At 34.3% G+C, this 26,020-nt stretch carries 29 protein-coding genes, 1 pseudogene and 1 riboswitch; of the genes and pseudogenes, 12 read left to right on the plus strand and 18 right to left on the minus strand.

Annotation, left to right across the window (positions count from 1 at the left end; translation table 11 throughout):
* Window positions 1-25 precede the first annotated feature (25 nt).
* Window positions 26-121: riboswitch (TPP riboswitch) on the plus strand.
* A 41-nt stretch (window positions 122-162) separates the two neighbouring features.
* The 4 genes from thiT to JHK64_RS00835 all read left to right on the plus strand — a co-directional run bounded on the left by thiT (window position 163) and on the right by JHK64_RS00835 (window position 2,803).
* Window positions 163-708, plus strand: coding sequence for an energy-coupled thiamine transporter ThiT (gene thiT / locus JHK64_RS00820; protein WP_199567102.1), 546 nt, complete (start codon window positions 163-165; stop codon window positions 706-708).
* Window positions 709-787: 79 nt separating this feature from the next.
* Complete coding sequence (locus JHK64_RS00825; RefSeq protein WP_199567103.1) at window positions 788-1,630, plus strand: DUF368 domain-containing protein; 843 nt, start codon at window positions 788-790, stop codon at window positions 1,628-1,630.
* Window positions 1,627-2,103 carry an aminoacyl-tRNA deacylase gene (locus JHK64_RS00830; RefSeq protein ID WP_199567104.1) on the plus strand — a complete coding sequence of 159 codons (477 nt, stop codon included), beginning with the start codon at window positions 1,627-1,629 and terminating at the stop codon, window positions 2,101-2,103. Before JHK64_RS00825 ends, JHK64_RS00830 begins: the two co-directional genes overlap by 4 nt.
* A gap of 52 nt (window positions 2,104-2,155) precedes the next feature.
* The gene (locus JHK64_RS00835) at window positions 2,156-2,803 is read left to right on the plus strand and encodes a histidine phosphatase family protein (RefSeq protein ID WP_199567105.1); all 648 of its coding nucleotides are present in this window, start codon (window positions 2,156-2,158) and stop codon (window positions 2,801-2,803) included.
* 33 nt (window positions 2,804-2,836) lie between these two features.
* Here the strand turns inward: JHK64_RS00835 and JHK64_RS00840 are convergent, their stop codons facing one another.
* Window positions 2,837-3,739, minus strand: coding sequence for an HAD family hydrolase (locus JHK64_RS00840; RefSeq protein WP_199567106.1), 903 nt, complete (start codon window positions 3,737-3,739; stop codon window positions 2,837-2,839).
* A 137-nt stretch (window positions 3,740-3,876) separates the two neighbouring features.
* Between JHK64_RS00840 and lysS the strand changes: the two genes are divergently transcribed.
* Both lysS and JHK64_RS00850 read left to right on the plus strand, forming a co-directional pair.
* Window positions 3,877-5,367, plus strand: coding sequence for a lysine--tRNA ligase (lysS, locus tag JHK64_RS00845; protein ID WP_199567107.1), 1,491 nt, complete (start codon window positions 3,877-3,879; stop codon window positions 5,365-5,367).
* A 121-nt stretch (window positions 5,368-5,488) separates the two neighbouring features.
* Complete coding sequence (locus tag JHK64_RS00850) at window positions 5,489-6,028, plus strand: biotin transporter BioY (RefSeq protein WP_199567108.1); 540 nt, start codon at window positions 5,489-5,491, stop codon at window positions 6,026-6,028.
* Between the two features lie 2 nt (window positions 6,029-6,030).
* On the opposite strand, the gene JHK64_RS00855 is transcribed toward JHK64_RS00850, so the two are convergent.
* The gene (locus tag JHK64_RS00855; protein ID WP_199567109.1) at window positions 6,031-6,243 is read right to left on the minus strand and encodes a YdbC family protein; all 213 of its coding nucleotides are present in this window, start codon (window positions 6,241-6,243) and stop codon (window positions 6,031-6,033) included.
* Between the two features lie 155 nt (window positions 6,244-6,398).
* Between JHK64_RS00855 and JHK64_RS00860 the strand changes: the two genes are divergently transcribed.
* Window positions 6,399-6,722 (plus strand): hypothetical protein, encoded by a 324-nt coding sequence (locus JHK64_RS00860; RefSeq protein WP_199567110.1) that lies wholly within the window; start codon window positions 6,399-6,401, stop codon window positions 6,720-6,722.
* A gap of 25 nt (window positions 6,723-6,747) precedes the next feature.
* Here JHK64_RS00860 and JHK64_RS00865 read toward each other — a convergent pair whose 3' ends face one another.
* Entirely contained in the window at window positions 6,748-8,037 is a 1,290-nt protein-coding gene (locus tag JHK64_RS00865) for a peptidase U32 family protein (protein WP_199567111.1), read from the minus strand.
* A 21-nt stretch (window positions 8,038-8,058) separates the two neighbouring features.
* Window positions 8,059-8,988 (minus strand): peptidase U32 family protein, encoded by a 930-nt coding sequence (locus JHK64_RS00870; RefSeq protein ID WP_199567112.1) that lies wholly within the window; start codon window positions 8,986-8,988, stop codon window positions 8,059-8,061.
* A 117-nt stretch (window positions 8,989-9,105) separates the two neighbouring features.
* Here JHK64_RS00870 and JHK64_RS00875 point away from each other — a divergent pair, with 117 nt between their 5' ends.
* Window positions 9,106-9,393, plus strand: a complete 288-nt coding sequence (locus JHK64_RS00875) for a DUF3270 family protein (RefSeq protein WP_199567113.1) — start codon at window positions 9,106-9,108, stop codon at window positions 9,391-9,393.
* 675 nt (window positions 9,394-10,068) lie between these two features.
* On the opposite strand, the gene JHK64_RS00880 is transcribed toward JHK64_RS00875, so the two are convergent.
* From JHK64_RS00880 to JHK64_RS00920, 9 genes and pseudogenes are all read right to left on the minus strand, one after another.
* Window positions 10,069-10,569, minus strand: coding sequence for a YtxH domain-containing protein (locus JHK64_RS00880; protein WP_199567114.1), 501 nt, complete (start codon window positions 10,567-10,569; stop codon window positions 10,069-10,071).
* An 11-nt stretch (window positions 10,570-10,580) separates the two neighbouring features.
* Complete coding sequence (locus JHK64_RS00885) at window positions 10,581-10,970, minus strand: DUF948 domain-containing protein (protein ID WP_199567115.1); 390 nt, start codon at window positions 10,968-10,970, stop codon at window positions 10,581-10,583.
* A gap of 17 nt (window positions 10,971-10,987) precedes the next feature.
* A complete protein-coding gene (gene lgt, locus JHK64_RS00890; protein WP_199567116.1) occupies window positions 10,988-11,791 on the minus strand; it encodes a prolipoprotein diacylglyceryl transferase in 804 nt (267 codons plus the stop codon).
* Window positions 11,784-12,719 carry an HPr(Ser) kinase/phosphatase gene (gene hprK, locus JHK64_RS00895; protein WP_199567117.1) on the minus strand — a complete coding sequence of 312 codons (936 nt, stop codon included), beginning with the start codon at window positions 12,717-12,719 and terminating at the stop codon, window positions 11,784-11,786. Before hprK ends, lgt begins: the two co-directional genes overlap by 8 nt.
* Before the next feature lie 169 nt (window positions 12,720-12,888).
* Window positions 12,889-13,158 carry a PspC domain-containing protein gene (locus JHK64_RS00900; protein ID WP_281402383.1) on the minus strand — a complete coding sequence of 90 codons (270 nt, stop codon included), beginning with the start codon at window positions 13,156-13,158 and terminating at the stop codon, window positions 12,889-12,891.
* A 104-nt stretch (window positions 13,159-13,262) separates the two neighbouring features.
* Window positions 13,263-13,697 (minus strand): SprT family protein, encoded by a 435-nt coding sequence (locus JHK64_RS00905; RefSeq protein WP_199567118.1) that lies wholly within the window; start codon window positions 13,695-13,697, stop codon window positions 13,263-13,265.
* The gene (locus JHK64_RS00910) at window positions 13,684-15,810 is read right to left on the minus strand and encodes a Tex family protein (protein ID WP_199567119.1); all 2,127 of its coding nucleotides are present in this window, start codon (window positions 15,808-15,810) and stop codon (window positions 13,684-13,686) included. The genes JHK64_RS00905 and JHK64_RS00910 overlap by 14 nt, the downstream gene beginning before the upstream one ends.
* Before the next feature lie 221 nt (window positions 15,811-16,031).
* On the minus strand, window positions 16,032-16,346 hold the full coding sequence (locus tag JHK64_RS00915; RefSeq protein WP_199567120.1) for a TfoX/Sxy family protein: 315 nt from the start codon (window positions 16,344-16,346) through the stop codon (window positions 16,032-16,034).
* A gap of 89 nt (window positions 16,347-16,435) precedes the next feature.
* A pseudogene (locus JHK64_RS00920) lies at window positions 16,436-16,980 on the minus strand (recombinase family protein); the annotation flags it as partial.
* 131 nt (window positions 16,981-17,111) lie between these two features.
* On the opposite strand from JHK64_RS00920, the gene JHK64_RS07545 reads away from it, so the two are divergent.
* The 3 genes from JHK64_RS07545 (at window position 17,112) to JHK64_RS00930 (ending at window position 19,107) form a co-directional block, all read left to right on the plus strand.
* Window positions 17,112-17,246 carry an SPJ_0845 family protein gene (locus JHK64_RS07545; protein ID WP_281402385.1) on the plus strand — a complete coding sequence of 45 codons (135 nt, stop codon included), beginning with the start codon at window positions 17,112-17,114 and terminating at the stop codon, window positions 17,244-17,246.
* Window positions 17,247-17,389: 143 nt separating this feature from the next.
* Window positions 17,390-18,292, plus strand: coding sequence for a permease (locus tag JHK64_RS00925; protein WP_199567121.1), 903 nt, complete (start codon window positions 17,390-17,392; stop codon window positions 18,290-18,292).
* On the plus strand, window positions 18,292-19,107 hold the full coding sequence (locus JHK64_RS00930) for a TIGR03943 family putative permease subunit (RefSeq protein WP_199567122.1): 816 nt from the start codon (window positions 18,292-18,294) through the stop codon (window positions 19,105-19,107). The genes JHK64_RS00925 and JHK64_RS00930 overlap by 1 nt, the downstream gene beginning before the upstream one ends.
* Before the next feature lie 42 nt (window positions 19,108-19,149).
* Here the strand turns inward: JHK64_RS00930 and ftsY are convergent, their stop codons facing one another.
* The 3 genes from ftsY to JHK64_RS00945 all read right to left on the minus strand — a co-directional run bounded on the left by ftsY (window position 19,150) and on the right by JHK64_RS00945 (window position 22,067).
* Window positions 19,150-20,409, minus strand: a complete 1,260-nt coding sequence (gene ftsY, locus JHK64_RS00935; protein ID WP_199567123.1) for a signal recognition particle-docking protein FtsY — start codon at window positions 20,407-20,409, stop codon at window positions 19,150-19,152.
* Complete coding sequence (locus JHK64_RS00940; protein ID WP_199567124.1) at window positions 20,396-21,232, minus strand: Cof-type HAD-IIB family hydrolase; 837 nt, start codon at window positions 21,230-21,232, stop codon at window positions 20,396-20,398. Before JHK64_RS00940 ends, ftsY begins: the two co-directional genes overlap by 14 nt.
* 331 nt (window positions 21,233-21,563) lie before the next feature.
* Complete coding sequence (locus JHK64_RS00945) at window positions 21,564-22,067, minus strand: HXXEE domain-containing protein (RefSeq protein ID WP_199567125.1); 504 nt, start codon at window positions 22,065-22,067, stop codon at window positions 21,564-21,566.
* A gap of 194 nt (window positions 22,068-22,261) precedes the next feature.
* Between JHK64_RS00945 and JHK64_RS00950 the strand changes: the two genes are divergently transcribed.
* Entirely contained in the window at window positions 22,262-22,771 is a 510-nt protein-coding gene (locus JHK64_RS00950) for a DUF6287 domain-containing protein (protein ID WP_199567126.1), read from the plus strand.
* A 29-nt stretch (window positions 22,772-22,800) separates the two neighbouring features.
* Here JHK64_RS00950 and JHK64_RS00955 read toward each other — a convergent pair whose 3' ends face one another.
* Together JHK64_RS00955 and thrS are read right to left on the minus strand one after the other, a co-directional pair.
* Window positions 22,801-23,772 (minus strand): DUF3114 domain-containing protein, encoded by a 972-nt coding sequence (locus JHK64_RS00955; protein ID WP_199567127.1) that lies wholly within the window; start codon window positions 23,770-23,772, stop codon window positions 22,801-22,803.
* Window positions 23,773-23,883: 111 nt separating this feature from the next.
* Complete coding sequence (gene thrS / locus JHK64_RS00960) at window positions 23,884-25,824, minus strand: threonine--tRNA ligase (RefSeq protein WP_199567128.1); 1,941 nt, start codon at window positions 25,822-25,824, stop codon at window positions 23,884-23,886.
* Between the last annotated feature and the right edge of the window lie 196 nt (window positions 25,825-26,020).

Genomic DNA, 26,020 nt, shown 5'->3' on the forward strand with positions numbered 1-26,020 from the left:
ATTCTATAATGAGTATAATTAAATAATAAACACAAGGGAGTGCTTTTGCTGAGATCGTTTTGCGAAATCCTAAGAACCTGATCTAGTTAAAACTAGCGTAGGAATTGTGATGCCTAATGACAATGTTTTAAGACTCCTTTGTATAATCAAAGGAGTCTTTTTATGTCAAATTTAAAATTGTCTGTTCTCACTGAAATTGCTATCATGGCTGCTCTTGCTATTATTTTAGATAAAATTGTGCTTTTTCAAATGCCTCAAGGTGGTAGTGTCTCTTTAACCATGTTACCCATCTTTATTCTTGCTTTTAGAAGAGGATTAACTGCTGCTGTAACTGGTGGTCTTTTAGTCGGCTTCATCCAACTATTCTTTGGTGGTTACTATCTAAGTGTGCCTCAAGTCTTACTTGATTATATTCTTTCTTATGGTGGTGTTGGTTTAGCGGGTCTCTTCTATCACCAATTCAAAACTTCTAAAAATCAACAAATGTTTCTCCTAAGCTTAGGAATTCTCATTGGAAGTCTTGCAAGATTATTATCAAATGTCCTGGCTGGAATTGTCTTTTGGAGTGACTATGCTCCTAAAGGAACACCTGTTTGGATTTATTCTTTAACCTATAATGCTAGCTACCTAGTTCCTTCAGCAATCATTGCTCTAGTTCTATTAATCATTCTTCTCAAAGTCAAACCTTCTTTTTTCCAAGTTAAATAAAAGATAAAGAATAAGGCTTCAATATTTGCTATAAAATGGTATAATACTATATTATACTATTTTTTTATTGGAGGAAATCATGGTTTCTTGGTTGACAAGACTATTAAAGGGAATTATTATCGCACTTGGCTTTATTTTACCTGGTGTTTCTGGAGGTGTTCTAGCCTCGATTTTAGGACTTTATGAACGAATCATTTCCTTTTTAGCTCACATTCGCAAAGACCTTGTCAATAACCTCTTATTTTTTGTACCTGTTGGTATTGGTGGTATCCTTGGTATCGCTCTTTTTTCTGCCCCACTTGAATATCTTTTAGAACATCATCAAGTGATTGTTTTATGGGCATTTTCTGGAGCTATCATTGGAACACTTCCTAGTCTTTTTAAGGAGTCTGTCAATAACAAAAAAAGAGATACGATTGACCTCTTCATACTAGTGGGAACATTTATCATTTCTGGCCTCATCTTATACTTTTTAAATGATTTGGTCGGTGTCATTCCAGCTAATTTTGCTACATTTATACTAGCAGGTGCTTTGATTGCTCTAGGAGTCTTGGTACCTGGATTAAGCCCATCCAATCTATTGTTGATTATGGGACTTTACACACCCATGCTAAATGGTTTTAAAAATCTAGACCTGCTTGGTGTTTTTCTACCAATTGCAATTGGTGGAGCTATCACTATGCTGTCATTTTCAAAACTCATGGATTATGCTTTAAGTCATTATCACTCAAGAGTCTATCATTTCATCATTGGACTTGTGTTATCCAGCACTCTTTTAATTGTGATTCCTAATGTCAAAAATAGTGAAAGCATCTCCTATAGTGGTGTTTCTTTATGGACTCTAATTCTTGTTATCATCTTTTTTGTCGCTGGTATTGCACTTGGTGTTTGGATGAGTCAACTTGAGGAAAAATACAAATGAGTAAGAAAAGCAAACATAAAAAAACACTAGTCAACCAAATTCTTGACAAGGCTAACATAAAATATGAAAATGTTTTCATTACCGTTAAAGAAGGAAAACCTGGTAGCCAAAATAATCCTTCAGAAATCATTTTCAAAACCCTAGCCCTTTCAGGTGATAAGACTGGTCCAATCATTGGTATTATCCCTGTTCAAAAACATTTGTCAGAGAAAAAATTAGCTAAGATTTCTGGCAATAAAAAAGTTAAAATGATTCCCCAAAAAGAATTACAAGCAACCACCGGCTATGTTCACGGTGCAAATAATCCTATAGGAATTAGACAAAGGCATGACTATCCTATCTATATTGACCAACTTTCTCTATCATACGGAGATATAATTGTATCTGCTGGGGAAATTGGACACTCTATCAAAATCAACAGTCAAAAATTAGCTGATTTTGTTGATGCTAGATTTGCCGATTTGATAGAATAAAGTAAACAAAATAAATAAGACTAATGAAAAGCAATGATAATAAGGAGCCTCTATGAAATTATATTTTATTCGACATGGAAAAACCATTTCAAACCTTGAAGGACGTTTTCAGGGCAGTACAATGGACTCTGAACTTCTACCTGAAGCTTATGATGAGCTTAATCTTTTAGGGCAAGAACTTCGTCATATTAAGTTTGATGAAGTCTACTCCAGTGATTTACCACGAGCAATAACAAGTACAGAAATTATTTTAAAAAACAATGACTATCCTCACACCTTTCAAACAAAAAAACAACTTCGTGAATGGCATCTTGGTAATCTTGAAGGAAAAAAAATTAGCATAGCCAAAGCTATTTATCCTAAACAAATTAAAGCTTTCTACAATAATTTAGCTCAATTTTCTCCTTCTGTTTTTGAAGCAGAGACACTCTACCAAGTTACCCACCGTATCATTGATGTCATTCAATCACTTGATGAGAACGATGACAATGTCCTTATCGTTGGGCATGGAGCAAGTCTTAGTGCAACGATTCATTGTTTACTAGGTTATGAACCAAGTGAATTTAAAAAATTAGGTCACTTAGATAATGCTAGTCTTACCATTTTGGAAACGACTAACCTAAAAGATTATCATCTAATTGAATGGAATAATATAGATCATCTTGAAAAAATTGAAGAAATGGTCGTCACACTAAATTAAAAAGAAACAGAAAAAATTTTTTCTGTTTCTTTTTTATTGACTATATTTCATCCGAAGAAATTGTTCTTGTTTTTTATCCAAACGAAGTAAAATAACAACCTTATCAATACTCATATTACTTTCTAATAAGCGTTCAGCTGCCATCATAAGACCATTATTAATTCCCATTTGTAAGATAGGATTACTCTTTTCATTAGTATCAAAAATAAATTTATTATCTGGCAAATCAAATAAAACCTTAACGGCACCAAAAAGTTGCTCAAAGTTATCGATTTCAAGGTCAAAAACAGGTTTCGTTCCTGGCTTTAAACTTCTTCCTCTGTGATTAAACCACATAGAATGCCAACCACTTTTATGAGCACCAACAATATCATTGTCATAAGAATCACCAACATATAAAGTTGTACTTGGATTCATATCAAATTGTTGCGCTGCTAGATTAAAGATTTCTCTTTCTGGTTTTTGAAAGCCAGTTGCCTGACTAACAATCACTCTTTTAGGCTCAATATAATCATAAAGACCTAATTTTTTAACTTTTTTGAGTTGATGTTCCGTTGGACCGTTGGTAATAATACCCATAGGGACATTTTTTGATTTCAAAAACTCTAAAGTCATTCTCATTTCATCAAGCATAGTAATGTTAGCTAATTCATGCTCATAAATCTCTTGGAAACGATTACCCATTTCTTCATCAATTTCGGGATGACCAAATTCCATTAACGTCTCTTTACAACGCCAAAAACGAAAATACTCTGTTGTCCACTCTCCTGCTATCACTTTAGGAAATCCTGTATCAGAATAATGACGAAAACGGATATAAGCCTCTTTGATATATTTCATATCAAAATCGGGAAAACATTTTTCAATAGCTAATTGATAGGGACGTCTTTGATCATATATTGTATCATCAACGTCAAAAACAATTGAAGTTATCATATTTACTCCTAAGAATTTAGTATCTCATAAATTATACCGTTTTTTAAAATAAATTTCAAACATACTTTGAGAATTGGAATGCCTATTCTAGACTCTTTTATGTTATAATAGGATGGAATAATTATTGGAGGAAGAAGATGTCTAACCCATACAATGAAGAATTAAATGATCAACAAATTATTAGACGTGAAAAAATGTCTGCCTTAGCTGATCAAGGAATTGATCCTTTTGGTAAACGTTTCGAGCGTACAGCTAACTCTCTTGAATTAAAAGAAAAATATGCTGATAAGAGTAAAGAAGAGTTGCATGACCTTGAAGAAACAGCCATTGTTGCTGGACGTTTAATGACCAAGCGTGGTAAAGGAAAAGTTGGTTTTGCTCATATTCAAGATCGAGATGGTCAAATTCAAATTTATGTTCGTAAGGATGCTGTTGGTGATGAAAATTATGAGATTTTCAAAAAAGCTGACTTAGGTGATTTTCTTGGTGTTGAAGGCGAAATCATGCGTACTGATATGGGCGAGCTATCGATTAAAGCAACGAAGCTAACTCATCTTTCTAAATCACTTCGCCCACTGCCTGAAAAATTCCACGGTTTAACAGATATTGAAACCATCTACCGTAAACGCTATTTGGATTTAATTTCTAATCGTGAGAGTTTTGAGCGTTTTGTCACACGTTCAAAAATCATCTCAGAAATCAGACGTTATTTAGACGGACTTAGTTTTTTAGAAGTTGAAACACCTGTTCTTCATAACGAAGCTGGTGGTGCAGCTGCAAGACCATTCATTACTCACCACAATGCTCAAAACATTGACATGGTGCTTCGTATCGCTACTGAGCTTCACTTAAAACGTCTCATCGTTGGTGGTATGGAACGTGTTTATGAGATTGGTCGTATTTTTAGAAATGAAGGAATGGATGCCACACACAATCCTGAATTCACTTCTATTGAAGTTTATGAAGCCTATGCTGACTATGAAGATATCATGAATCTCACAGAAGGCATCATCCAACATGCTGCTAAAGCCGTTAAAGGAGATGGCCCAATAGATTATCAAGGAACTAAAATCAATATTCATGAGCCGTTTAAACGTGTTCATATGGTTGATGCTATTAAAGAAGTGACTGGTATTGATTTCTGGCGAGAAATGACTTTTGAAGAAGCTGTTTCTCTCGCAAAAGAAAAACAAGTCCCGCTTGAAAAACATTTCACCAGTGTTGGTCATGTTATCAATGCTTTCTTTGAAGCCTTTGTTGAAGAAACACTTATTCAACCCACTTTTGTCTTTGGTCATCCTGTTGAAGTCTCACCTCTGGCTAAAAAAAATCCAGATGACGCTCGCTTTACCGATCGTTTTGAACTCTTTATTGTGACTAAAGAATACGCTAATGCCTTCACCGAATTAAATGATCCGATTGATCAATTATCTCGTTTTGAAGCACAAGCAAAAGCAAAAGAGCTTGGTGATGATGAAGCAACAGGCATTGATTATGATTTTGTTGAGGCGCTTGAGTATGGTATGCCACCAACAGGTGGTTTAGGAATTGGTATTGACCGTTTGGTTATGTTGTTAACAGATACAACTACTATTCGTGATGTACTACTTTTCCCAACAATGAAATAAGAAAAAGTTTAAGAGATGATTGTATCTCTTAAACTTTTTTATATTTATATTGACATCTTATTGAAAATTGCTATAATTTTAGTTAACCATTTATAAATTTAAGTTAACTAAAGAGGTATTTATGAGACATTCAAAAACATTTTCACTTGCTATAACAGCTATTGCAGCTGCAATGATTGCTATTTTAGCACAGATTACCATCCCTTTTGGAAGCGTTCCTTTTAGTCTGCAAACACTTGCTATTGGATTAGTCGCTACACTATTAAAACCCAAAGAAGCGACAACTGCCACACTATTATACCTTGTTTTAGGGGCAATAGGTATCCCTGTTTTTGCAGGTGGGGCATCTGGTTTTCAAGTTTTATTTGGACCAACCGGCGGGTTTTTATGGGGAATGCTTGGTTTTTCATTTGTCACATCAATCCTAACCAACACCAATTCTTCTCTAGTGAAGGTGTTAATAGCAAATATCTTAGGTGATATTATTGTTTTTGTTTTTGGTGTCATTGGCTTAATGGTTGTTGCAAAACTCAATCTAAGTAGCGCCATCATGGCTGGGGTTGTCCCATTCATCATTCCTGAAATTTTAAAATTAGCTCTAGTAACGCTTCTTTCAAAACCTTTATTTAATGTTCTTAGAAAACAAGACTACGTTAAATAATCTTATTTTCTAAAAGCTTGTAAAAGAACATCAAATTCTTCATTTGTCAGTGTAATACCTTTGCCCATTTTTGTATGATCTTCATTCCAAGAACGAATATCATACTTAGGTGTCGCACCATTATAACTGACTCTATTTAATTCTTTCTTCCAACCCTTCTCATTTTCTGATAAAACGAGTAGGTGTTCTACTATTTCAAAGCTAAATTCTGACATTTTAAATCCTCCTAATTACCTATTCGAAAACTAATGTTAAACATCGTGATTTTTCCTTATAATATGGTTTTGTAACCTATTTTTATTCTAATTGCTATTTTATTTATCATTAAAATATTATATAATCATTGTATCAATTTAAACGAGAAAATACTATGATAAAGATATTTAAACCGATAATAGAGGCTATTAAAGACTTTATTGACCCAAAAGAAAAACCCTCACTAGAAGACATTACAAAAAAACAACTGCTTGACGTTATTAAGCAGGCTCTTGATAATGACTCATCCGTTCATGTGATTTACCAAGATAAAAGTTTTACTGGTGACATTGTTCGTTATGAAGAGACTAGTGAAAAACTCATTTTGAAGAACTTTCAACGTAATTTATCAGCTATTATTGCGATTAGCGACATTCATAAAATCTCTATCGTTCCACCTTCTATTAAGGTCTCCCAAAATCAATTAAAAGACTACTAAAAAACTCACTAAATAGTGAGCTTTTTTATATTCTAACAGTTTGGCTACTGCCATCTTCTTTATAAAGATTGATCAAACCTTCTTTACAACTTCTAATCATATCTCCTGGTTTAACCACTTCAGGTACTTTTATGGAAAGTAATTCCATAGGATTTGGAGCACGATCAATTTTGTTTCCTTCTTCATCTCGTAAGTCAGTAATCGTTGTTTCAAAATGACGAAAGCCTGGACCATAAAACTCAACAATATCACCCTCATTGATGACATTTCTTTGACGAATCGTAGCTCTCATTGTGGCTTCATCAAAAGCCATTACCTCTCCTACAAATTTGTATTGGGGAATTTTACGACGTGCACCAAAAAGTTGTTCATTTTCTGTTGGTGTTCCATAATAAAAGCCTGTTGAGAGTTCTCTTTGAGCCACTTTCCATAATTCGTCTATCAACTCTTGTTTAATAGCTTCAAACTTAGCTGGACTCTCCATGTAAGCATCAACAGCCGCCTTATAACAATTAGCAACCGTAGAAACATAGTGAATGGATTTCATGCGTCCTTCTATTTTTAAACTATCCACACCATTTTCAACAAATTCTGGAATATGCTCAATCATTGACATATCAACCGCACTCATTGAAAATGGCTCAACAACTTCGCCTTTTAAACTTTGACGTTCTTGACCAAATGGCATATCATAGAGATCATATTTCCAGCGACAAGATTGCGAACAACCCCCTCGATTAGCATCACGATGACTCATATGGTTTGATAAAGTACAACGACCAGAATATGATACACACATAGCCCCATGAACAAAAGCTTCTATTTCAACATCAGTTCGTTGTCTAATCTCTGCCAATTCTGACATTGATACCTCTCGTGCCAAAACAACACGGGTCAAACCATAATCTTTCCAAAACTTGAAAGTTTCAACATTGGTTGCTGAAGCCTGGGTTGATAGATGAATTTCTAATCCTGGAGCTTCTGTCGCACATATCTCAATCAAAGCAGGATCAGAAACAATAACCGCAGCAATGCCAATATCTCTCAATTGACGAAACCACTCTCCTGCCCCTTCTTCATTACCTTCATGGGTAACCATATTAGCTGCAACATAAACTTTAGCTCCATATTTTTTAGCAAAAGCAACACCTTCTGCCATTTCTTCAATAGTAAAGTTACCAGCTCTACTCCTTAAACCATAGGCTTGACCACCGATAAAAACGGCATCAGCACCATAATGGATAGCAACCTTTAGTTTTTCAAGAGTCCCAGCAGGTGCCAAAACTTCGGGACGTTTTTTTTCTACTCGTGTCATTTTTTTCCTCACTCAAACAAATTATTTTACAAGATTAGGGTCAAAATCATAAAAACCTGTGTCTAGTTGACGATTTTTAGGATGACGTTCTCTTATTTTTTCATCAAACAAGAGAGACTTTGCTTGATCAAATTGACCTGATGAGATTAAATCTCTTGCTTTAACAAAGTAGCTTACAATCTCTGTAAATGACGTTTCTGGTGTATAAATGCCATCTAACTTCCAGTGTGTCAGGCCATGTGCAACTAACTCATTTAATTTGGTCATGAGATTAATATCATTATTAGCAAAAACATGTGTGCCATGATTATCCTCATAGACTGAATAGTGAGAATTTGGATTACTTGGCTCTGCTAGAAATAAATCTCTTGCTTTATTTTTGCCATCATTAATTTTAGTAAAATTATAATAATTTTGAAGTAGTGGGCGTTTAGAATGATGAATAACACTAGCCCCATATATCAAAACTTCTGCTGGAATGTCTAAATTTTGAGAAAGTTTAAAGAGTTCCTCTGATGGAATTTCTCTGGCTAAAACTGCTTCTGAGACCTTCCCGACTTTCCCCCAAAAATTTATTTGACGACTGGAAGTAACCATGGTTGAGGCATCATAAATCATTTTTAAAGGTCTCTTCTCTTGGTTGATAAGATAAATAACACCAGTATCCCCAACAGTAATATAGTCAGTTTCAATCGATTCTAAAAAATCCAGATAATCTGGCAGACGATCAATCATACCTTGGTGTATCAAAGCATTTACTGCTACCGTTAGTTTTTTTCCTTTTTGGTGAACAAGAGTTGCTATTTCTTTCATCTCGTCATATTCAAAAGTATTTGGTAAACGAAGGCCAAAGTTCTTTTCACCGATATAAATACGATCAACGCCTAACTCTAATAACTGTTTTGTTTGTTCAATACTTTCAGCAGTAGCTGTTAAAATCATTTCACTCATACCTAATATTTTATCAAAAATCGCTAAAAATGGGCCTTTTTTGTGGAATGTAACAAAATTGTAACAATAACTTTACTTTTTTATGATACTATTATAAGGTACTTAAAGGAGATGCCTATGCCAATACCATTAAATAGGCAGAATGTCTATGAAGAAGATAAAGAATTTTATTCTAATTCTGCCCCCAGATATAGTAACTATAAAATTTCAAATACTAAGAAAAGAAAATTTAGAGAACTTGTTTTTTTCTTAAAAATAGCTTTTTTTTGTCTTACTACTGTTGCTCTAACATTTGTTCTTCTTTCAATGAATCTCCAACCACTTTTTGCATTTCCTATTGCTTTTGTTAGTGGTTTAGTGATAATTAATTTTGTCCCTCGTTTAATCAAACTATTTAATACTTGACTTTCTTTTATGGTAAATAGAGGAAAGTTTTTTATATTTTTATAACAGAACAGTTCCAGCAAAAGATTTTACTGGGACTGTTTTCTATTTTCTAAGAAACACATATACCCTAAGTGTGAAATGATTTTATTAAACAATTTTGATATAAATTCTTATATTGCACTTGATACAGAGAGAAAAGGTGAATTATTTTATATCATCGTTTCATTAATTCATATTTATAATCTGCAAAATAATTATATTAGTTTTTGTATTTATTGGTTTGATAAATGTAAATACTCTTGGCACAATAAAAAGCACCCTCTAAAAAGGGTGCCAACATCATTCCATACTTATTCAAAATTAAAAGATAATATTATATTTAAATGAAATATAAAATAAGAATAGAACAAATAGTATCGATAATATCCATATATAGAACCACTGAACTTTTGTAAATTTGTTTTTTTTAGCAACTTCTACAGTTTTAACAATGTCTATTATATAAACTCTTATCCAAAAATAAATTGTCGCAATAAAAAATAAAATCAAAAGTAATACAACAAACCATACTTCTAGCATAGTTTTACCACCATTCTACCCATCCTTTACTTTTTATTTTGTCTCTAGCGTCCAACCTTGAAGCAATAGCTGAACCAAGATCAAGAAGATTTTTTTCACATACGAAACGACGATCTATTCTTTGGTGATATCATCAATTTTTTCTTCTATAGCTTCTTTGACATCACTTGTTGTTTCTTCAACGTTTTCTTTAATGTCAGACGCTTTTTCTTTGATATCATCAGCAACATCTTCATAATCAATAATGATGTCATCGTCTTCTAACTCATCACCAACAGTTTTGTCATCTGTCAAATGAATGTCTTTAATTGTTTCTTTGATTGTTGAAAAACCTTCTTTAGCAGTTTCTTTAATATTTTTCGCAATCTCTTCAGGTGTGATTTCACCTGATTCTAATTTTTCTTTATATTCTTTAAAGGTGTCAACGGCAAAATCTTTATATTCTTTTGTTTTTTCTTTAGCTAATTCTTGATACGTTTCTGGATCTTCCTTAAATTTTTCAACGACATCTGTCACTTTGTCTTTAACTTTTTTTCCTTCTTTAGTTGTTAAAAAGTAAGCTGCAGCAGCTCCTGAAATAGCACCAATAATCGCTGTTTTTAAAAATTTACCCATCTTTGTTCTCCTTATTTTTTAAATATTTTTTTTGCAATTTTTGCAACCGTATAAGCCTTACTCACATGACTAACATTTGATGATGCGTCAGTTGCTTTTTGCCCAAATGTTCTAGCTTGAGTATTTAAATCTGAAACACTTTCTGATAACTCTGCTACTGCACTAAACAAGGGATCAATGGTTGCAACTTTTCCATTGACATCTTCAACTAAAATATTAGCTTTTGCTAATAAGTCATTAGTTTGTTTCAAAGTGACATTAACATCACCCGTTAATAATGTGATTGTTTTTTTACTTTCTTCTACCGTTTCTGAAACGTTTTTTATCAACTTAACAGCAAAGAACACCAAAACAACAAATGCAATAGCGATGATTAATAAAGATAGTCCAACTAAATCCATATATTTCTCCTATATCCCTATTTTGACAACTGATTATTCATTGGTTCAAGATAAAATGGTAAATCTTTTTTTGAACGACGCAGAACAATCATGACAACTCCTACCAGCACTAAGATAGCAGATAACCATTGTGATACTCTTAAGCCACCAAGCATTAAACTATCAGTTCTCATACCTTCAATGACGAAGCGACCGATACCATACCATATGAGATAAAAGAATGTAGTTTCACCTTCTTTTAACAATTTCGGTATCCTTCTTAAAATCATGATGATAATAAATCCAATTAAATTCCACATAGATTCATATAAAAAGGTTGGTACTCGGTAGCTACCTTCAATAAACATTTGATTTTTAATAAAATCTGGAAGATAGTCTAAATTAGAAACAACTTTTCCATAAGCTTCTTGGTTAACAAAATTACCCCAACGACCAATACTTTGAGCAATCATGACTCCCGGAACAGCGATGTCTAAAAAATCAAAGGCATTAATTATACGATAGTATGAAAAAGCCAGTAGTACCAAAGCTCCTGTAATCAACCCGCCGTAAATGGCTATTCCACCATTCCAAATGGCAAAGATTTCTAAGGGGTGTTGAGCATAGTAGGACCACTCAAAAATCACATAATAAAGTCTAGCGCCAACAATGGCTAAAGGAAAAGCAATTAGGATAAAATCTAAAACATCATCTGGCTTAATTCTTTTTTTAGGCGCCTCTTTCATCGCTAAGTAAACCGCTAAAATCAAACCAGAAACAATAAAAATAGCATACCAGCGTAGGCTAATTGGACCTAATTCAATAGCTACTGGATTAATCATGTGAAACTCCATTCTTCTCAATTAATACTGACAGTCGTTTTTCAAAACTTTTTGTGGCATCAAATCCCATTTGTCTTGCTCTGTAATTCATTGCAGCTGCTTCTATAACAACCGAAACGTTACGCCCAGTCTTAACAGGAATTCTTATTCTAGGAATTTTAACGCCAGATAATTCAATTTCTTCTTGACCGTTACCTAAACGATCAAAATCCTTGCAGGCTTCATAATTTTCCAAGTAAATAGCTAGCTGAACTTGTGAAGATGATTTGACAGCACTGGCGCCATAAAGACTCATAACATCAATAATCCCGACACCACGTATTTCAAGAAGGTGACGCAAGATTTCTGCCGGTTCTCCCCATAAAGATTCCTCATCTTTAGCAAAGACATCAACACGGTCATCAGCGACTAAGCGATGGCCTCTTTTAACCAGTTCTAGACCTGTCTCACTTTTACCGATACCACTATCGCCCTGAATGAGAACCCCCATTCCGTAAATGTCCATTAAAACACCATGAATACTAGTTCTTTCAGCAAGGCAAGAGTCCAGATACCAGGAAATTTCTCCTGATAAACGACTCGTTGGTACACGACTTTGCAAAAGTGCAACACCATTTTCTTTGGCAGTTTGATGGAGCTCCTCTGGAATTTCTAGTCCACGTGAAACAATAATAGCTGGTGTTTCTGGTTTTAGCATCATTCTTAATACAGAATAGCGATTATGAGACGTCATTGCCATCAGATAAGACCATTCTTTCATTCCTAGTAGCTGAACACGTTCTGAAGTATAATAATCAAAATAACCAGTCATTTCTAAACCAGGTCGAGAAATATCAGATGTGGTGATTTCCTTATTCAACAGTGACTCATTGCCATAGATAACGTTGAGTTTTATCTTTTCTGCTAACATCTTTACTGTAACTTTCATTTTTTCTCCTTTTATTCATTCTATCATAATTTGGAAAAAATGATAAGGTTCTATGCCTATTAAAAAGAGAGAACCTTTAAACTCAAAAGTCACTTATTACTCAAGACAATAAAGTTTGAAAAAATATCCTGAATAAGATTATATTTCATCTGACTATTGTTTAGACAGTTTACCAAAACCAATCCTCTTTCTCATCAAGTGGTTCTGCATCTTTTCTCTTACGAGGTCCCTGATGGTAAGCTTGATGTGTCTCATCTTCTTTATAGGGCAGGACAAGTGCCAAAATAAGGTAGATTAACAGGACTCCTCTAGCATATAAAAAAATTAAGAGAAAGAGAAATCGTAGAAATCCTAAATCTAATGAAAACTTATCTGATATTCCTGAAAGAACACCGGCAAGCCAACTGTTCTCTCTTTTTTTGTACCACTTTGTCATCATAATCTCTCCCTTTTTGCTAAACTGTTGCTGCTATCGCCAATAGAAATAATAATTATTGCGATGCTATTATATTATAATCATTATTGTTGAAGTAGTCATCCGTCTTACGAATGATTTTTTAAGATTAGAGTGCCTTGACACTTGCCACATCGATAAAGAGATTGGTTTATACGCCGATTTCTAGGGTATGAAAATCCACATGTCTGACAAACATAATAGTATTTGACTGCCTCAATTTTTCTTGGAACATATCTAATGCCATCAACTTTTTTAAGTAACTCTTTAAACTCTTTATCGCGGTGACGATAACCCCTTTTTTCAAAAAAGAGATGATAGTGGCACAATTCATGGCGAACAATTTTTCGAAATAAAGCTGGGCCATGTTCTTGATAGATTTTTGTACTAAAATCCAAATGACCATCATTTGGGAAAAATCGCCCACCTGTTGTGGTTAGGCGACTATTCCAAACAGCATAATGATTAAAAGGTTTGCCAAAATCATCAAGAGAAACTCTTTTAACGTATTCAGTGAGATCCATCTAATTCTACCAAGGAAAGATTAACTTTTCCACGTTCTTCATCAATTTTAGAGACCCAAACAGTAACGATATCTCCAACTGAAACCACCTGACTAGGATGTTTTATAAATTGATGACTCATCTGAGAAATGTGAATTAGGCCATCTTCATGGATACCGATATCAACAAAAGCTCCAAAATCAACAACATTTCTAATGGTTCCTTCAAGTTTTTGACCAATGTTAAGGTCTTTCAAATCTAAAACATCTTGGCGGAGCGTCGGTGCTTCAAAATCATCACGTAAATCGCGACCAGGTTTTAGAAGGTCTTGAATAATATCTTTTAAGGTTGCTTCACCAATTGCAATCGTTTTTGAAACTGCCTTATAATCAAGTGCCTTTAGTTTCTTTTGAGCTTCTTGATTTAGTTCTTCAATAGACAATAAGGCAAATAAGCGCTCAACAGCAGGATAGCTTTCAGGATGAACACCAGTATTATCTAAAATGTTTGAACTATTTGGAATACGCAAGAAGCCTGCCGCTTGTTCAAATGCCTTATCTCCCAAACGTGGCACCTTTTTAATGTCAAAACGAGACATTATCGCACCATTTTCTTCACGGTATTTGACAAGGTTTTCTGAAATGGTTTTGTTGAATCCTGAAACATAAGATAAAAGAGCAGGGCTTGCTGTATTAACATTAACACCGACTTGGTTTACTACTGTTTCAACAGTGAAATCAAGGTTTTCTGATAATTTCTTTTGACTCACATCATGTTGGTATTGACCAACACCAATGGATTTTGGATCAATTTTAACCAGCTCTGCCAAAGGGTCTTGAAGACGTCTAGCAATAGATATGGCAGAGCGTTTTTCAACTGGTAAATCAGGAAATTCATGCCTTGCCAACTCACTTGCTGAGTAAACAGAAGCACCACTTTCATTGACAATTACATAAGAAACTTGAGGGTACTCTTTTAAAACTTCAGCAACAAAGCTCTCACTTTCTCGACTAGCTGTTCCATTACCAATAGCAATCAGCTCAATCCCATAGTCTTCAATCAATTGTTTTAAAACAACCTTGGCATCTTCAATTTGTTTTTGAGTGGCTGGTTTTACTGGGTAGATAACTTGTGTCAAGATTAATTTACCTGTGAGATCAACCAGAGCCAATTTTGCTCCCGTTCGAAAGGCTGGGTCAAACCCTAGAACCATTTTTCCCTTCAAAGGCGCAATTAAAAGGAGATTGCGCAAGTTTTCTGAAAAAAGCGAGATTGCTCCATCTTCTGCTTTTTCAGTCAATTCAGAACGAATTCGACGTTCCATAGCAGGAATGATTTTCTTTTTTAGCGCCTGTTGAATACTATGTTTAATATAATCGTTTTGCTGTTTAAAACGGTATTCAAAAAAGCGTGTCATCTTATCCAAGTTATGTTCAAAAGAAACCTTTAAAACACCTAATTTCTCACCACGATTCAAAGCTAGAACACGATAACCTTGGAGATTAGCAACTTTTTCTGAGAAATCATAGTAGATTTGAAAGACCTTCTTTTCGTCTAGCGTGTCATCTTTTAAACTTGACGTTAACGTACTGTACTGCCAGATTTCGTTATAAGTCCAAGAACGCAATTTAAGATCTTCTGATAAAAATTCGATTAAAATATCAGTAGCGCCAGTTAAAGCCTTGTCAACTGTATCAAAGGTGTCATTGAGGAAATTCTTGGCCTTTTCTTCAAGATTAGCATCATTTTGCAAAATAAGACGTGTCAAGTCAGACAGACCATTTTCACGCGCAATTGTTGCTTTGGTGCGTCGTTTTTCCTTATAAGGCAGATAAAGTTCCTCAACATCTGCTAATTTTTCAGCATCTGTGATTGCTTTTTCAAGCTCAGGAGTCAATTTCCCCTGCTCAGCAATTTTAGCAAGAACGGTTTCTTTTCTCTCTGAAAGGGCAGTCAGTTGCTTGTCTCGATCGATAATCGCTTTGATGTCAACTTCATCAAGGTTACCAGTCATTTCCTTACGATAACGCGCAATAAAAGGAATGGTATTTCCTTCTGTCGTTAATTGTAAAACCGTTGTGATTTGTGTTTGTTTAATGCCCAATTCTTGGGCGATAATATAACTATTTTCCATACCCTCTATTATATCATCTTTAATAATGATTGGATAATATTTACTATTTTTCTGACGTTTTAAAAGAATGCTTTCTCCCTCAGAGAACGTTTTGTCAAGTACCTTTTTTAATTTATTGACGATTTCATTATAAAAATTGGGCAACAAAAAACAGCAAACCTTTTTGATTTACTGTTTTTCAAATTACTATATTCAATTAGACAAACTGGTATTTATCAGTCTTATTTGGCTTTCTTTGGTTTCTTTTCGGGCAGTTCCGCATACATGCCGCCCAATATTTCTACAATCAAATCAGTATCTTCAAATTTGTCAAATACATGCATCAACGTCTTTGAACCATCATAAGGATAACGCAGTTCTGAATCTGAAAGAAGTCTATCCGATGTTGGCGTCCTCTTCAAAAACAGTTCATTATTGCAAATGTCACCTATCAGCTTACCATTAAAATATACAAGGTATCCGCCCATCATAGATTTTATGACAATATCACCAGATTCAGAAAAACTATCACGAACATATTCATTAAATTCATTCACCTTGATTACCCCCCAAAAATCAAATTCTAATTTGTTTCACTCAATATTTTTAATATTATATCATATTTTCAATTAGTTTTACAGGTCTAATACTTCTGCCTTTTCAGTATGCGTGTTATGCTTGCTTTGTTCCAGTTATATCTGTTTTCTTCCTTGAGGAATTTGTTTTTCGCTGTTCCTCTGTCTTGCTGTTTCATATAAAATGTTGGATGAGTATCTCATTTGTTTTAAGATGAATTGCTATCTGATTTCTGTTTTTCCTCTCCATAGATTGCCTAAAAATGAGTTTTACAACTTCGACAGCTTCTTTATCGACTATCCAATAATCTTTGCTTGCAGGATTTTTTATATAGACGTAGGGTCTTCTGTTACTATAGGCTTTCCATTTGCTCCTTTGACCTTAATTCCTGTTTTTACTTTCTTACTGATTCCTCTTGCATCCCACTCTGACATGATGTTAATAAGGGACAAATTCCAATGCATTTTGGTCTTTACTGTCTATACCGTTGTTGATGGCGATAAAGCGTATATTGTTTCTATTGACTATGCTATTACTCTCGCCACCGCCTCTATCTTCATCACCAACTGAAAGGTTGGAGTATAGTGCTGTGATTTTACCTATATCCTCTATCATGGCGTTGTCCTCTTTAAAGTCTATATATCATCCCTTTACAGTTAATAGTATGCTCCCTCAGTAAGCATTGATGTCTTCTTATAGATTTTGTAGTATAATAGAAGTATCTTAAACTAGAAAGTTGGTTTTCTATGGCAATTACTCATAAAAAACAAGATGATTTAGAAAAAATGTTGGAAAATTTTGCAACCTTACCAACCGCAACAAAACCTTCTCCACCTGATGCAGAGAAAGAAAAAACAAACAAAAAAGCAGATAAAAAATAAAGACCTTCTTAAAGATGGTCTTTTTTGAAACCTCTTTTATTTTTAAAAACTGTCGAAAAAACAAATAAATGTTATAATGAATACTACTTATCTTAAGATAACAAGTTTTGTTATCTCAACAAATAAGGAGATGATTTCAACTCATGTCTATTTTAAGTCAATTACCAAGCAGTGTTTTACAATGGTTTGCCATTTTTTTATCTATCATCATTGAAGCTCTCCCCTTTGTGTTTTTGGGGAGTATTTTAGCTGGGGCGATTGAAGTTTATCTAACGCCTGATATGGTAACAAGATACCTTCCAAAAAATAAGTGGCTACGCATTTTATTTGGTACGATGATTGGTTTTGTTTTCCCATCATGTGAATGTGGTATCGTGCCCATCGTCAATCGCTTTATTGAAAAAAGAGTACCTAGCTACACTGCTATTCCTTTTTTAGCAACTGCACCAATCATTAATCCTATTGTCTTATTTGCAACTTACTCAGCATTTGGCAATTCTTTTCGCTTTTTATTTTTAAGACTTGTCGGTGCTATGCTTGTGGCTACTTGCTTAGGAATTATGCTAGGATTTGTAGTTGACAGCAACATTCAAAAACCTAATCGAAACAATACCCATTTTCATGACTACTCTGATAAAAACTGGCAACAAAAAGTTTTTTACGCTTTATCTCATGCTGTAGATGAATTTTTCGATGTGGGACGCTATCTGGTTTTTGGTAGTCTCGTTGCCTCAGGGATGCAAATTTATGTGCCAACTCGTATTTTAACCACTATCGGTCATAATCCGCTAACAGCTATTTTAATCATGATGTTACTTGCTTTCATCCTATCACTTTGTAGTGAAGCGGATGCTTTTATCGGTGCTTCTTTATTATCAACGTTTGGAATGGCACCCGTCATGGCTTTTCTTATTATTGGTCCGATGATTGACATTAAAAATCTTCTCATGATGCTTAATTCTTTTAAAAAACGGTTTATCCTGCAATTTATGGCGACATCTAGTGTGGTCGTTGTGCTCTACTGTTTATTCTTGGGGGTGATGTGATGTTTAGATTCTTAGTTTTAGTCGGTTATTTTGAATTAGGAATGTACTTGCAACTATCTGGAAAATTAGATCAATACATCAACATTCATTATTCTTATCTCGCTTATATTTCGATGGTGTTATCACTCATTCTAGCCATTGTTCAATTGATAATCTGGATGAAAAAATTAGAAATGCCTAGTCATTTAACGACAAAATCAGCCAAATGGGCTAGCATCATTCTTTTGCTATTTCCGATTGCAGTTGGGCTTTTAGTACCAACAGCTACTCTTGATTCCACAACCGTCTCAGCAAAAGGCTATCACTTCCCACTTGCCAGTGGCTCCTCCCCAACAGGCGAGAGTAGTGATGGCACGCGTGTTCAATACTTAAAACCGGATACCAGTCTTTATTTCACTAAAGCTTCTTATAATAACGAAATGAAAAAAGCACTTAACAAGTATAAAGGCTCAAAACCTTTAAAAATCACAAGTGACAATTATATGGAAGTGATGGAACTGATTTATCTTTTCCCTGATGAATTTGTTGGTCGTGAGATTAACTATCTAGGTTTTGTCTATAATGACCCAAAAACAGAAAATTATCAATTCCTTTTTCGCTTTGGTATTATACACTGTATCGCCGATTCGGGTGTCTATGGTCTACTAACCAAGGGGGAAAATATTGATTTAGAAGATAACAACTGGGTTAATGTCAAGGGCAAATTAAGTCTTGAATACAATCAAAATCTTGATCAAACCTTGCCAGTACTTACTATCGAAAACATTCAATCCATACAAGAACCCGATAACCCTTATGTTTATCGTGTGTTTTAATCAAATGAAAAATCTCAGAGATAAACTCTCTGAGATTTTTTATTAGATAAGTCCTTCTAATAACCCTTGCATAAAGTTTTCGGAATTAAAGGCACCAATATCATCAATTTTTTCACCAAAACCAATTAATTTAACTGGAATATCAAGTTCCTCTCTGATGGCAAGAACAACACCACCTTTTGCGGTACCATCTAACTTAGTCAAAACAATCCCTGTGACAGGAGTGATTTTTGAAAATTCTTTGGCTTGAACTAGAGCGTTTTGACCCGTTGAAGCATCTAAAGCTAACAAGGTTTCATGTGGTGCATCAGGTATCACTCGTTTAATGATACGACCTATTTTTTCTAATTCTGCCATGAGATTGTCTTTATTTTGCAGACGACCTGCTGTGTCAATTAAAAGAATATCAACGCCTTCTTTTACAGCTCTTTCAACACCATCAAAAACAACACTAGCTGGGTCAGCTTTTTCAACACCGGTGATAACGGGCACGTTAACTCTTTTGCCCCATTCGACTAGTTGTGCAACAGCTCCTGCTCTAAAGGTGTCGGCTGCCACTAACATGACTTTCTTTCCTTCTTGTTGGTATTTGTAGGCAAGCTTACCAATAGATGTTGTTTTACCAACACCATTAACACCAACAAATAACATGACCGTTAAGTCTTCTTGAAGATTTAACTTTTCATTGAATTGACCATCTTTTTCATAGATTGTCACTAATTTTTCGATGATGACTTGTTTTAACTCTTCAGGTCTCTTAGCATTTTCGAGTTTTGCCTCATAACGTAATTCTTCAGTCAAGTTTGATGCTACTAAAACACCGACATCTGATAGAATCAACATTTCTTCCAAATCTTCAAAAAACTCTTCATCAATACTTCTAAAATTAGCTAGAAAGGCATTTAATCTCGCACCAAATCCTGTACGCGTCTTTTTAAGTGTTCTGTGATATTTTTCCTCATCAGATTCTTGAGAGTTATCTTGCACATTATCAATGTCTTGTACTTCATTGATGTCTTGTGTATCAAGGACATTAAAATTATCCTTGGAAATTTGCTTAATCTCTTCTTTTTCCTCATGTGTTTGAGACAAGTCATTGGTGAGATTAGCTGTGGCATTTTCTTGAAACTCCTGTTCTAAAGTTTGATGACTTTCAGAAGTTTCTATTGATACCAAGTCATTTTCTTCACTTTTTTCTTTAATATCTGGATTGTTTGTTTCAATTTGTTCCTCAGAGGTCACAACGTCCTCTTTAGTCTCTTCTTTTTTATTTCTTCCAAATAGGCGGTCAAATAATCCCATCTTTTCCCTCTCTTAGTATATATTTTTCAATAGCCTCTGCTACTCCTGACTCATCATTGGTGCGACTAGTCGTTCTTTTGATTTCTTTTTTAACAGTATCTGAAGCATTTTTCATGGCAACTGGTAATCCAACCCATCTTAGCATCGAAAGATCATTTTCTTCATCTCCAATAGCCATCATCTCTTCTTTTTTGATGCCTAAGTGCTCACCCAAAATAGCAAGGGCACTTCCTTTGTCAACACCTTTTGGCATGATTTCAAGCAAGATATCTCTTGATTTAAAAATCTCAAATGCCTCATGAAAACGCTTGGGAATTTTAGACAGTTGCTGATCTAAGTATTCGGCATCAAAAACAGTAACAATCTTATTATAAATAATGTCATGTGGGAGTTCTTTAAGTGTCTTAATATTATGGAAATCTAATAGGACATTAGCAGTGGGATAAAGCGATTTGTGATTACCAGCAGTTAAGGTATAACTCTTTGAATCACTAAGAATATCAACTGGTAGTCCTAAAGACAGTAACATCTCGGTAATCCTTTCCACATCTTCTCTACGCAATGTTTTTTGAAAAAGACTGTTACCATTATTTTTTTGAATTAGCCCACCATTAAAAGTGATGCTATAGTCTTCTTGATTTTTTAAATCCAAAAATTCTAAAAGATTGCCAATAGCTCTTAAAGGGCGACCTGTTGTAATAACAACCTTTACTCCTTTATTTTTAGCTTGGGTGATGGCCATTTTATTTAAAAAGGGTACTTCTTTTTGGCTATTAAATAAAGTGCCATCCAAATCCAAGGCTAATAATTTAATCTTAGTCATAAAACTCCCTTCCTTCAACTTCACTCATTCTTTATTCTATCAAAATTTAATCAATTTTTGGGAAATAGATGACAATTCTCTTAAATTAAATGTTTCTTTTAGAAAATAAATAGCAAGACAAGTTAATTTTCACAAATAGTATGATTTTTATATGCTCTCATCTATTTGAAATAGGGCTTTACAATAATTTATACCATCATTACATTATACAATTCGTAAAATGACTATTCTTTTTAGACGGGTTCTTCTGTTCGTACTTAAAGTAAAAAACTGCCTATCTTTTTGTGATTTTTTACTATCTCTTTTTTAATTAGACTATCAATTCTATAGATTATAATTCTTTGATTTTTTTAGTAACTTGTTCCATTATCCAATGCACAAAAATCAGATTTAATACCATTAGAATGATGGATAGGGTGGAAAAAACAATGACATGAAGGTAATCATATTTAAAGTAATTGATAGTTTTCACTATCAAAAATATACTTATGGGTAAGAGTACAACACTTGATATCAATGCAGGGATATATTTACTTATCACAATACTTTGAATGATGTGGATTGCTAAGTGTACTGTAAATGCAATAAATACTCCAATCCATAATAGGTAAGCCTTCCAGATGATGCTTATGGTTGTTAATAAAATACATAACAAATACTCTTCAAGAATAGCTATTGCAAAGCCTTCTGTACTAAAGTTTTTGTATAGCTTTTTGAGTAGATTATTTTTTTTTACTATTTCATTATTTTTTTCAAGCCATAGTTTAAACCCTATTATTTCTTCCATTTCGTGAATCATAAAAATAATAGGAAATAGCCAAAATACATTATCCATTTTAACCTCCCGAAAGCCATTATCTTTTATTATATCATTTTCATTGCAATCACTAATAAGATAGAGTTAGCGCCATAGACAGTTAATATTTTTTACCTAATACTCAACTTATTTTCATTTAGTTTATGCTTTTAAATTAAATGTTTCTTTTAGATAATGGTATAATAAAAACATCAGAATGAGAGGAATAGCCTATGAAAAAAATCATATTATTATTGCCCCTAACTTTTTTACTGTTTTCTTTATCAGCATGTCAGAGCTCTAATCAAGAAAAAGAGAAAGCAACAACAGTCACAACAACCACTCAAACCACCAGTGATAATGTAGATGAAACCAAACAAGCTGGAATGTCTCTAACAAATATTGAAAAAGGCGATTATACTAGTATCATCGGTACTTGGCAAAATGAACTAGGAGATACACTTGTTTTTAACCGAGATGGTTTAGATTCAGAAAACCTTGTCATACAAGGGGCCTTTTTAAGAGAAAATAATCTCGAACTTAACATTGTTCCAGATGACAATAATGATGAGGCTTACTCATTAATTCTTGTTCCAGCAAACACTATTATTCCTGATTCTAGTTTTATTTCTGGTGATGGTGATACTTCTGACGGGAAAAGAGATCGAATGGTAGCAACCAAAACTCAATTAGAAGGCGGTAGCCATTTTGAACACAGTGTATTTTATAAAATTTCTGATTAAAAGTGTTAGGCAAGCTTGCCTAACACTTTTTAGCTTTCTCTTTTGATGATTTTTCTAAAATGGTCTACCTGTCTTACCACGTGCTTATAGGCATTGTCATCATGAAAATAACTCTTGTTCCAATCTTTGGGCTCAAAGAAAAACCATTCTTTTTGAAGATCAAGAGGTGCTTTAAATCTTGGAAAGAATTTTTTTCTACTTTTAGGATCATGTATTGAAACAGGATTGATATCTAGTTCTTTATGTCTTTTATTATTGCTAGTTGCATAATTAAAACTAGCTGTATTGATTATCCCATTTTCAGTTTGTCTTTCATAGTCTATCAGATTAACAAAATGACCTTTTTTATCAATGATAAACTCTGTATGAAAATGAACCAACACTTTAAAATTAGTGGTTATTTCTTGATCGGGGTAAATTTTTTTACCATTTTTAAGATAATACTTGTTATGTAACCTTGCCGATTCATTTAAAGAGTAATCATAACCTAAGGGAAACCATGATTGCTCTTTTTTATCTTTTAAAAAGACTGCCAAAGCCTCTTGGTCTGTCATTTTATCAGTCTTTATATGATCTCTAATCCACTGGGCTTGTTGCCCTGATATGAGATACCTGAGCTGATGAATTTGTCTTCCAAGAGGTGTTTTTTGACGTAATTCATTTTCTGGAAATGCTGTTGAAACCGTTTGGGCTAGACTTTTCCAAAAGTCATGATCAGGTCTTAGTACTGGTGAAAATTTTGCAAGTGACGTTTTAACGCTAATACTATCTATTTTGATATCATCTTCAGTCATACCTATGTGATTCAAAAAAGTTTCTAAACAAGCTTTTTTATTAGATGTCTGTTTAAGTGTTTGTTGCCATAAGGACATAAATATTGGCGAACCTACCCTAACATCTAAAAAGACCTGACCTTCTTTTTTCATTTGTAGAATCAATTTTTCTGACCATCCGTTTTTTATCAATTGCTCTTCTATATCTGTTAAACATTCTGTCGACATCTTATACTCCTTTAACAATGCCATCTCTTATTTACTAATATTAAATAACATTTTGAAGGTTTTAGCAAATGACTAATTAAAAAGCCTAGAAAATATTTCTAGGCTAGTTGATTAATCTACACGAGAATAATTGGCAATATCTGCTAAGATGTTAGCAACAAATGTCTCAACAGCTTCTGTGTGCGTTTCTTTACTTCCATAACGACGCACGTTAACGAGATTAGCTTCTACTTCTTTATCACCAACAATCAATTGATAAGGGATTTTTTGTGTTTGGCTTTGACGAATCTTGTATTGCATTTTTTCATTACGTTCATCAACCACAACACGCACACCTTTTTCTTTTAATTGATTAGCAACTTGCCAAGCATAATCAGTATGAGCATCATTTGATACTGGAATAACAGTCACTTGAGTTGGCGCTAACCAAGTTGGAAAGGCTCCTTTATAGGTTTCAATTAAGTAGGCAGTGAAACGCTCCATGGTTGACACCACGCCCCTATGAATCATAACGGGACGATGTGCTTCTCCGTCAGCACCAGTATAAGCCAAATCAAAACGTTCTGGCAACAAGAAATCAAGTTGGATGGTTGATAAGGTCTCATCATTACCCAAAGCAGTTTTTACTTGGATATCTAGCTTAGGGCCATAAAAGGCTGCTTCGCCTTCAGCTTCATAGTAGTCAAGCGCCATATCGTCCATTGCGGCTTTAAGCATGGTTTGCGCTTTTTCCCACATCTCATCATTGTCAAAATATTTTTCCTTGTCATTAGGGTCACGGTAAGATAATCTAAAGCTGTAATCAGTCAGATTAAAATCACGATACACATCAATGATTAATTGTAAGGTTTTCTTGAATTCTTCTTGAATTTGCTCAGGTGCTACAAAGATATGACCATCGTTAAGCGTCATCTCACGTACACGTTGCAAGCCAGAAAGAGCACCAGATTTTTCGTAACGGTGCATCATACCAAGTTCAGCAATTCTAATTGGTAATTCACGGTAAGAATGAACATGGTTACGATAAACTTGAATATGATGAGGACAGTTCATTGGACGAAGCACTAATTGTTCTCCCTCACCCATATCCATTGGTGGAAACATATCTTCATGGTAGTGATCCCAGTGACCTGATGTTTTATAAAATTCAACATTAGCCATAACTGGTGTATAGACGTGTTGATAACCTGAAGCAATTTCTTTATCAGTAATATAACGCTCAACCGTACGACGAATAGTGGCACCGTCAGGTAGCCAAAACGGTAAGCCTTGTCCTACTTCTGGGTCAACCATGAATAAATCAAGTTCTTTCCCAAGTTTACGATGATCTCTTTCTTTAGCTTCTTCGCGCATCTTAAGGTAAGCTTTTAGGTCTTTTTTATCAAACCAAGCTGTCCCATAAATTCTTTGCATCATAGCATTATCACTATTACCGCGCCAGTAAGCACCAGCGACATTTAATAGTTGGAAAACTTGAATGCGACCTGTTGAAGGGACATGAGGTCCACGACATAAATCAACATATTCTCCTTGAGTATAGATGGTCAAACCACCTTCATCTTCTGAATGTTCTTCAATCAATTCCAATTTATAAGGGTCATTTTTGAAGATTTCACGCGCTTCATCCTTAGAAACTTCTTGACGAATACTTGAGAAATTTTCTTTGACAATTTTTCTCATCTCAGCTTCAATGGCTTCCAAATCTTCATTAGAGATTTGTCCAGCTTCATTGTCAGTGTCATAGTAAAAACCGTCTTGAATGGCAGGTCCGACACCTAATTTGATTTCAGGGAAAAGACGACGCGCTGCTTGTGCAAATAAGTGAGCAGCTGAGTGACGTAAAACATCTAGAGCATCTTCGTGATCTGGTGTCACAATTTCAATACTACCATCTTCTTCAATCTTTCTTGTGGTATCAATCAACTTACCATTGAATTTACCAGCCAAGGCTTTTTTAGCAAGTGAATTGCTAATGGATTGAGCAATTTCAAAAGTAGTTACACCTGATTCAAATTGACGGACAGCGCCATCAGGAAAAGTAATATTAATCATCTGATTCTCCTTAAATATTAGTGATGAAATAGATTTTACTCAAACAAAAAGCGACATCCAAAAGGACGTCGCAACGTGGTTCCACCTTAGTTCATGTAGAAAAACTCTACACCTCTAATTGGCTATATCGTGGCCACCGTTTTATGTTTTCATAAAATGAAATAGAGTAGTATCTTATCTCTTTTCTTACGCTTTT

It is taken from the genome of Streptococcus zalophi, from assembly GCF_016481285.1.
Taxonomy (GTDB): domain Bacteria; phylum Bacillota; class Bacilli; order Lactobacillales; family Streptococcaceae; genus Streptococcus; species Streptococcus zalophi.